Source organism: Xanthobacter sp. BG11Y11_SDJG (assembly GCF_057364445.1).
Map to the genome: position 1 here is coordinate 1 of NZ_JBNFNU010000208.1, position 7,391 is coordinate 7,391.

Consider the following 7,391-nt stretch of genomic DNA (forward strand, 5'->3'; position numbering starts at 1 on the left):
CCGGCTCCCTGGCGCTCGCGGATGCGGCGCCGCTGGCGGCGCTCGGACCGGACTATCTCGGTTTCCGCGCGCGCTCTGCGCGCAGGGGCGTACGGGCGCGCTCGATCCGGCGCGGCTCGCGGCGGTGCGCGCCGTGGTCCGTCTGGCGGCAGCGGCCTGAGGCTCAGCCCGCCTTGCGGAAGACAACGGTGAGATTGTTGGCCGGCATCTCGACGACGCGCTCCAGTCCGAGCCCGTGCCGGCCCGCGGCCTCGGCCACCTCTTCCAGGCGCCGCAGGCCCCAGGCGGGATTGCGCGCCTTGAGACTGGCATCGAAGGCGAGGTTGCTCGCGGCGGTCTCCACCCCCTCGCGCACATAGGGTCCGTAGAGCACCAGCGGCCCGCCCGCCGGCAGCCGCGCGCCCGCGCCGGCCATCAGGCCCAGCGTCGAGGTCCAGGGCGAGATGTGGATCATGTTGATGCACACCACCGCGTCGACAGGCCCCACCGGCCAGTCCGGCGCACCGGCATCGAGCGCCAGCGGCGCGCGGACATTGGCGAGCCCCTCCGCCGCCACATGCGCCGCCACCGAGGCGCGGGCTTCCGCCGAAGGATCGCTTGGCTGGAAGGAAAGGCCGGGCAGATGCCGGGCGAAGTGCACCACATGCTCGCCCGAGCCGCTGGCGATCTCCAGCACCAGACCGGCGGCCGGCAGCACCGCGCGCAGTACATCCAGGATCGGTCCGCGATTGCGCAAAGCGGACGGAGCGGAAAGGCGGGGATTGGGCACGCCGGACACGGGACACCTCCAGGACACGCGCGTGACCATAGACCAAAGGGCCGGACAGGCGATGGCGAAGCCAGATAGTTGACATGGAAACTATTCAGAGATAGTTTCCTATTCAATCAATCTAGGTCCGCTTATGCCCGTCTCCGACCTCTCCGCCCATCTCGGCTACTGGCTGCGCTTCGTGTCGAACCACGTCTCGCTCGCCTTCGCCCGCAAGGTGGAGGGGCACGGGGTGACGGTGGCGGAATGGGTGCTGCTGCGGGTGCTGCACGACGCGGCGACCTCAGCGCCCAGCCGCCTCGCGGACCGGCTCGGCCTCACCCGCGGCGCGGTGAGCAAGCTCGCCGACCGGCTGGAGGCGAAAGGCCTCATCGCCCGCGCGGCGAGCGCGAGCGATGGCCGCGCCCATACCCTCGCGCTAACGCCGCAGGGCGCCGATCTGGTGCCGGTGCTCGCGGCGCTGGCGGACGAGAACGACGCCGAATTCTTCGCCGACCTCACGGCCGATGAGCGCGCGGTCATTGCCGGCGCGCTGCGGCGCATCGTCGAGAAGCGCGGCCTTCGGGCCGTGCCCGTCGACTGAACACGCCTCACGAGACCGGAGACTGCCCATGGACCCGCACCAGTCCGACACCGCCGCCGCATGCCTGAAGGCCGCCGAGGCCAATACGATGACTTTCCCCGAGATCGTCGGCGCCCTGATGGCGGCGGGCTTCGAGAGCTACGAGGTGGACCTGCGGCAGGCCCGCGCCACCTACTTCTTGCCGGACGGCGAAGCGCTCGCCCTCGCCTGCCACGAAAGCCCGGTCCCGGTGGCGCCAGCCTTCGACGCCGGCGCGCTCCAGGCCGCCATCCGCGCGGCGCAGACGCTGGCCCCCGGCTACACCTATCGCGGCTTCTGCTACAAGGCGAAGGCCGCCGGCTGCGCCGGCTACATGGTCTCCTTCACCGGCCGCCGCGCGCTCTATTACGGCCGCACGGCGGAAACGCATGTGGAGCTGTTTCCGGGGCAGGCGTGAAAGCCGCCCTCAGTCATACTTCACATACGCAAACCGCAGATCGCCCTGCGGCGTGCCTTCCAGCGCGCCGCCCTCCTCGAGGCCGGGCTGCCACATCACCACCTCCTCGATCTTCTTCGCCAGAGCGAAGTCGCGCTCCGTAATGCCCTTGGCGTCGTGGGACATGAGGCGCACCTCCACCCAGGCATAGGAGGCGGTGAGGTCGGGATGGTGCCACGCCGCCTCGGCGAGGTGGCCCACCGTGTTGATGACCATCAGCGTGCCCTTCCAGCTGCTGGTCTTGTAGGTGCGGCGGAGCCAGCCGTCCTCGTAGCGCCAGCGGGGCAGCTCGGCGGACAGGCGCGCCTCGATCTCTTGCGGCGTGAAGGTCTGCTTGCGGTCGACGGCCATGGCGTGCCTCCTTCGTTTGCGGACAACCCGGACGGTCCGCGCCCGTTCCCGCTGTCAGGCGATGCCGGCCTGGCGCTTGGCGGCGGTGAGCGTGTTGGCGAGCAGGCAGGCGATGGTCATGGGGCCAACGCCCCCCGGCACCGGCGTGATGAGGCCGGCGATGCCCTGCGCCTCGGCGGAGGCGACGTCGCCCACGAGGCGGGTCTTGCCGTCCGCCTTCGGCACGCGGTTGATGCCCACGTCGATCACGGTCGCGCCGGGCTTGATCCAGTCGCCCTTGATCATTTCCGGGCGGCCCACGGCGGCGATCAGGATGTCCGCCTGGCGGCACTCGCCCGCGAGGTCGCGGGTGCGCGAATGGGCGATGGTGACGGTGCAGTCCTCCTTCAGGAGCAGTTGCGCCACCGGCTTGCCGACGATGTTGGAGCGCCCCACCACCACCGCCTTCATCCCCGAGAGATTGCCCAGATGGTGCTTCAGCAGCATCACGCAGCCGAGCGGCGTGCAGGGCACCAGCGCGTCGAGCCCCACCGCGAGGCGGCCGGCATTGATGACGTGGAAACCGTCCACGTCCTTTTCCGGATTGATGGCGGCCAGAACCTTCATGGCGTCGATCTGCGCCGGCAGCGGCAGCTGCACCAGGATGCCGTTGACCGCGGGATCGGCGTTCAGGGTGGCGACCAGCGCCAAGAGGTCTTCCTCGCGCGTGTCGGCGGGCAGCTTGTGCTCGAAGGAGGCCATGCCGGCCTCCACCGTCTGTGCCGCCTTGTTGCGCACATAGACCTCGCTCGCCGGGTCGGCGCCCACCAGCACCACGGCGAGGCCGGGCTTGAATCCGGGATGGGCCGCGCCCAGAGCCGCCACCTCGGCGCCGATGCGCGCCCGCAGGTCTGCGGCGAAGGCCTTGCCGTCGATCGGCCGAGTCTCGATGAGGTTGGTCCCGGTCACGCGCAACACCCCTCTGCCGGCCGCGCCCGACGCGCGCCGTCCCTACCCGCCGTTCTGTGCCAAGCGCCCCGGCAAACGCAACCACCGACACGAGACGGCGGTCGGGATGGAGGCAAAAATCTCTTAGAGAGACAATATTTTCTTTCAAGGAAATATCGGATCCGCTAGGCCAGCGCGCGTGGGGCCTATTTGGCCGTCGGCTCGCCAGTGCCGCGCTGCGCGCGCAGGGCATCCGCCTCCGACTGGCGCTTCAGCAATGCCGCCGCCGCCGCCAGCGGCAAAGGCGGCGAGAACAGGTAGCCCTGCGCCTGGTGGGCGCCGAAGGCGCGCAGGAAGCGCAACTGCTCGCGCGTCTCCACCCCCTCGGCGGTCAGCGTGATGCCGAGCGAGCGGCCGAGCCGCACCACATACTCCACGATCGAGGCGGCATCGCGCTGCACCCCGAGATTGAGGATGAAGGACTTGTCGATCTTGATCTTGGTGATGGGGAAGCGGCGCACATGCACCAGCGAGGCGTGGCCCGTGCCGAAATCGTCGAGCGCGAGCCGCACGCCGAGCCCGCGCAGCCGGGCCAGCGCGTCCTGGCCTTCGACGCTGGCGTCGAGGATGGCGCTCTCGGTGATCTCGATCTCCAGCCGCCGGGGATCGAAATCGGTCTGCCGCAGGGTGGCGATGATGTTGTCGACCATGCCCGCATGGCGCAGGTTCAGCGGCGACATGTTCACCGAGATGGTGACGCCCGGCAGGTCCTTCGCCTGTTCGCAGGCTGAGCGCAGCACGTAGGCATCCAGCCGGTTGATGAGGCGCGAGCCCTCCGCCACCGGGATGAAGGCGCCGGGCAGGATGCGCCCGCGGGTCGGATGGTCCCAGCGCACCAGCGCCTCGAAGCCGACGATGCGCTCGCTCTCCACGTCCACCTGCGGCTGGAACACCAGGTTGAGCTCGCCCTTGTCCAGCGCCGCCGCCAGTTCGGATTCGGTGCGCCGGCGCTCCAGCTGCTCGCGCTCGAAGCGCGGCTCGAACAGGCGGTAGGTCCCGCGCCCTTCCGCCTTGGCGCGGTAGAGCGCCACGTCGGCCAGACTGAGCAGTTCGTCGCAGGTGCGCGCGTCCTGCGGCGCCCGCGCCGCGCCGATGGAGGCGCTGACCGCCAGCTCGGTGCCCCCCACATGGACCGGAATGTCGAGCACCCCGAACAGCGCAGCGACGAGGCTGGACAGCTGCGCCTCCTCCCGATAGCTCGTGAACAGCACGAACTCATCGCCGCCGAAGCGCGCCGCCAGCCCCCGCTCCCCCAGGCAGCCTCTCAGGCGGCGCGCCACCACGGCCAGCAATTCGTCGCCCCCGGCGTGGCCGACGCTGTCATTGACCTCCTTGAAGCCGTCGAGATCGATGAACAGCAGCGCGATGGCCGTTCCCTCCGTCTGCTCGGCGAGGGCCGCCTTCAACGCGACGATGAAATGGCCGCGGTTGGCCAGTCCCGTGAGGCTGTCGCGCTGGGCGAGTTCCCGGGCGCGCGCCTCGCTGACGCCGAGCGCCGCCGCGGTGCGGCGGGCCCGCACCAGCAGCGCCAGGAACACCAGGCAGAGCACCAGCGCCGCCGCCGCGATCACCATCGCCAGCCGGTTCAGCGGACCGTGATCCTGATCCGGCGGGTTCCACACGAAACCGGCGCGCGGCCCGTCGAGCAGGTTGGCCACCGCCACCGCCTCCGGGGCCAGGGCCGCCTCGTTGCGCACCAGATGCATGGGCGGCAAATCGAGTGCGCCGAACACCTCGCTGAGGAAGGCGTCGTCCACCACGTCGACGGAAACGATCGTCAAGGGCTGGCGCAGGACCGCGCCGTCCGGCGTCGCGGCGAGCGGGCGCGCCGCGAGCAGGCCCGCCTCCCCGTCGGTGACCGCAAGACCCGAGACCGGCGTGCTGCGCCATTTCAGGATCTGCCGCGCAAAGGCCGGCGCGATCCAGACCGATGCCTCGCCGGACCCGAGGCGCCCCAGTTCGGCAGCGTAGAGCACGCGGCCGTCCGCATCGATGATGTAGGTCAGCTCGAAGCCGAACTGCTCCTTCAGCGCCTTGCCGAGACGCTCATGCAGGTCCGCCTTGCGGTCGTTCACCAGCATGCGGGTGATTTCGGCCTCGCGCCCCGCCGTCATGCCGGCGAGCACGCGGCCCATATGCTCCTGGCGCTCGGCGATGGCGGCGAACACCGCGTGGCGGTCGCGCGCATGGGCACGCTCGGAATTACGCTGGGTTGCATGGAGAAGCGCCAGAACGACACCCCCCAGCAAAATGAGGAGGGCGAACAGTCCCGTCAGCGCAAGGGCACGGGAATCAAAGCCGGATCGCCACGGTATGGCCGCCCCCAAAGCCGGAACTCTGCGCAAATCCGAAACACCCTCGGACGACTCCGCCGGCCACCGGGAAAATTTGTCCGACATTATGGCGGGGGGCGCAAGCTTGAGCGGAACCGCAGGAGCACATGTTCAGGTAATGGAAAACCACCATGTGGCAAGGCCCAGAAAGGCGAAGAAGCCCACGGCGTCGGTAACCATAGTGACGAAAACGCCCGACGCCACCGCCGGATCGAGCTTCAGCCGCGAGATGGCGAGCGGGATCAGGATGCCGAACAGCCCGGCCGCCAGCATGTTCAGCACCAGCGCCGACGAGATCACCGCGCCGAGCTGGGCGCTGGAGAACCAGAAGGCGGCGATGGCGCCGAGCGCCGCCGCCAGAACCAGGCCGTTGATGAGCCCCACCAGCACCTCGCGCGAGACCACGCGGCGGGCGTTGTGGCTGCCGAGGTCCTTGGTGGCGAGCGCCCGCACCGCCACCGTCATGGTCTGGTTGCCGGCATTGCCGCCCATGGAGGCGACGATGGGCATCAGCACGGCGAGCGCCACCATCTTCTCGATGGTGTTCTCGAACAAAGCGATGATGGAGGCGGAGATGAAGGCGGTGCCGAGATTGACCACCAGCCAGGGCAGCCGGCTCTTGGAGATGTAGCCGACGGTGTCGGACAGTTCCTCGTCGCTGCCGACGCCGGCGAGCGCGCGCAGGTCCTCGTCCGCCTCCTCCTGGATCACGTCCACCACGTCGTCGATGGTGACCACGCCCACGAGCCGGCCGGCATCGTCCACCACCGGGGCGGAGACGAGATTGTAGTGCTCGAACATGCGGGCGACCTCCTCCTGGTCCTCGGAGGCCTTCACCACATGGAGCTGCTCCTTCTTCACCGCCGTCATCAGCACCGGGCGCTTGGCGCGCAGCAGCCGGTCGAGCGCCACGGCGCCGATCAGCCGGTAGCCGGGATCGACCACGAACACCTCGTAGAAGGTGTCCGGAAGGTTCGCGGTCTCGCGCAGATAGTCGATGGTGCGGCCCACGGTCCAGAACGGCGGCACGGCGATGAACTCGGTCTGCATGCGCCGGCCGGCGCTCTCCTCGGGATAGTCGAGGGAGCGCAGCAGCGCGACGCGCTCGGGCGCCGGCAGGTGCTCGAGGATCGCCGCCTTGTGGTCCTCGTCCAGGTCCTCGAGGATGTAGACCGCATCGTCGGAATCGAGTTCGGCGATGCCGCGCGCGGCGATGCGCGGCGAGATGGCGTGCAGGATCTGCACGCGCACCGTCTCGTCCAGCTCGGTGAGGGCGGTGAAGTCGAAGGCGGGGCCGAGAAGCTCGATCAGCCGGCGCCGCTCGTCGGCGTCGAGCGCCTCCAGGAGGTCGCCCATGTCGGCTTCGTGGAGCGGGATCGTCAGCGCCTTCAGGCGGTCGACGTCGCGCGCCTCGATCGCCGCCTCGACGGCGCCGCGGAAGGCGTCCGAAATGGCGCCGTCCTCCTCGCGCACGGCAAGGGTCTCCTCGGCGCGCGGGTCGATGCTGTCTTGATCCTCGCGCATGGGACCTCCGGCGGAACGGGGCACGACGGGAAACCGAGATGGAGGCGCGTCCTGCCGCCGCGGGCCGACAGAGAATCGCCGGGGCGCCCGCGTGCCGGCAGGCACCTGCGAGCCATTGGCCCCTTACGGCTGGAATCGCAAGGCGAAACGGCAGGAATTCGGCGGCGGCCATGCCTCTTTCGCCGGGCGTTGCGGCGGTGCGACACCGAGCGCGGGCCGCGCCGGAGCGTGCCCCTCCCCACCCGCGCGCCGGCGTGAGACAGTGGCGCGAACAGATGCGGTGGCGTCAGCATGGCAATGGGACATCAAGCGGGGGCGGCGCTTCGGGCGCGGCGCCCGGTTCATGCGCAGCGTCGCGCCCCGGCGCGG

7 protein-coding genes are annotated in these 7,391 nt (G+C 70.0%); 2 read left to right on the top strand and 5 right to left on the bottom strand.

Going from position 1 to position 7,391, the window contains the following annotated elements; translation table 11 throughout:
* Positions 1 to 163: 163 nt before the first annotated feature.
* Positions 164 to 778: a DUF938 domain-containing protein gene (locus tag AC2W7M_RS15985; protein WP_486133202.1), complete on the bottom strand. Its 615-nt coding sequence runs from the start codon at positions 776 to 778 to the stop codon at positions 164 to 166.
* 124 nt (positions 779 to 902) lie between these two features.
* Between AC2W7M_RS15985 and AC2W7M_RS15990 the strand changes: the two genes are divergently transcribed.
* Together AC2W7M_RS15990 and AC2W7M_RS15995 are read left to right on the top strand one after the other, a co-directional pair.
* Entirely contained in the window at positions 903 to 1,352 is a 450-nt protein-coding gene (locus AC2W7M_RS15990; RefSeq protein WP_486133203.1) for a MarR family winged helix-turn-helix transcriptional regulator, read from the top strand.
* Between the two features lie 28 nt (positions 1,353 to 1,380).
* Complete coding sequence (locus AC2W7M_RS15995; RefSeq protein WP_486133204.1) at positions 1,381 to 1,788, top strand: DUF1398 domain-containing protein; 408 nt, start codon at positions 1,381 to 1,383, stop codon at positions 1,786 to 1,788.
* Between the two features lie 9 nt (positions 1,789 to 1,797).
* On the opposite strand, the gene AC2W7M_RS16000 is transcribed toward AC2W7M_RS15995, so the two are convergent.
* The 4 genes from AC2W7M_RS16000 to mgtE form a co-directional block, all read right to left on the bottom strand.
* The gene (locus AC2W7M_RS16000; RefSeq protein WP_486133205.1) at positions 1,798 to 2,178 is read right to left on the bottom strand and encodes a 4a-hydroxytetrahydrobiopterin dehydratase; all 381 of its coding nucleotides are present in this window, start codon (positions 2,176 to 2,178) and stop codon (positions 1,798 to 1,800) included.
* A 54-nt stretch (positions 2,179 to 2,232) separates the two neighbouring features.
* Complete coding sequence (folD, locus tag AC2W7M_RS16005; RefSeq protein ID WP_486133206.1) at positions 2,233 to 3,126, bottom strand: bifunctional methylenetetrahydrofolate dehydrogenase/methenyltetrahydrofolate cyclohydrolase FolD; 894 nt, start codon at positions 3,124 to 3,126, stop codon at positions 2,233 to 2,235.
* A gap of 185 nt (positions 3,127 to 3,311) precedes the next feature.
* Positions 3,312 to 5,333 (bottom strand): putative bifunctional diguanylate cyclase/phosphodiesterase, encoded by a 2,022-nt coding sequence (locus AC2W7M_RS16010; RefSeq protein WP_486133207.1) that lies wholly within the window; start codon positions 5,331 to 5,333, stop codon positions 3,312 to 3,314.
* Between the two features lie 276 nt (positions 5,334 to 5,609).
* Positions 5,610 to 7,022 (bottom strand): magnesium transporter, encoded by a 1,413-nt coding sequence (gene mgtE / locus AC2W7M_RS16015; RefSeq protein ID WP_486133208.1) that lies wholly within the window; start codon positions 7,020 to 7,022, stop codon positions 5,610 to 5,612.
* Positions 7,023 to 7,391: the final 369 nt, after the last annotated feature.

Bases quoted from the DNA above. Each gene is read 5' to 3' on its own strand.
- AC2W7M_RS15990 (WP_486133203.1), top strand. From the start codon at position 903: ATGCCCGTCTCCGACCTCTCCGCCCATCTCGGCTACTGGCTGCGCTTC.
- AC2W7M_RS15995 (WP_486133204.1), top strand. From the start codon at position 1,381: ATGGACCCGCACCAGTCCGACACCGCCGCCGCATGCCTGAAGGCCGCC.
- AC2W7M_RS16000 (WP_486133205.1), bottom strand. From the start codon at position 2,178: ATGGCCGTCGACCGCAAGCAGACCTTCACGCCGCAAGAGATCGAGGCG.
- mgtE (WP_486133208.1), bottom strand. From the start codon at position 7,022: ATGCGCGAGGATCAAGACAGCATCGACCCGCGCGCCGAGGAGACCCTT.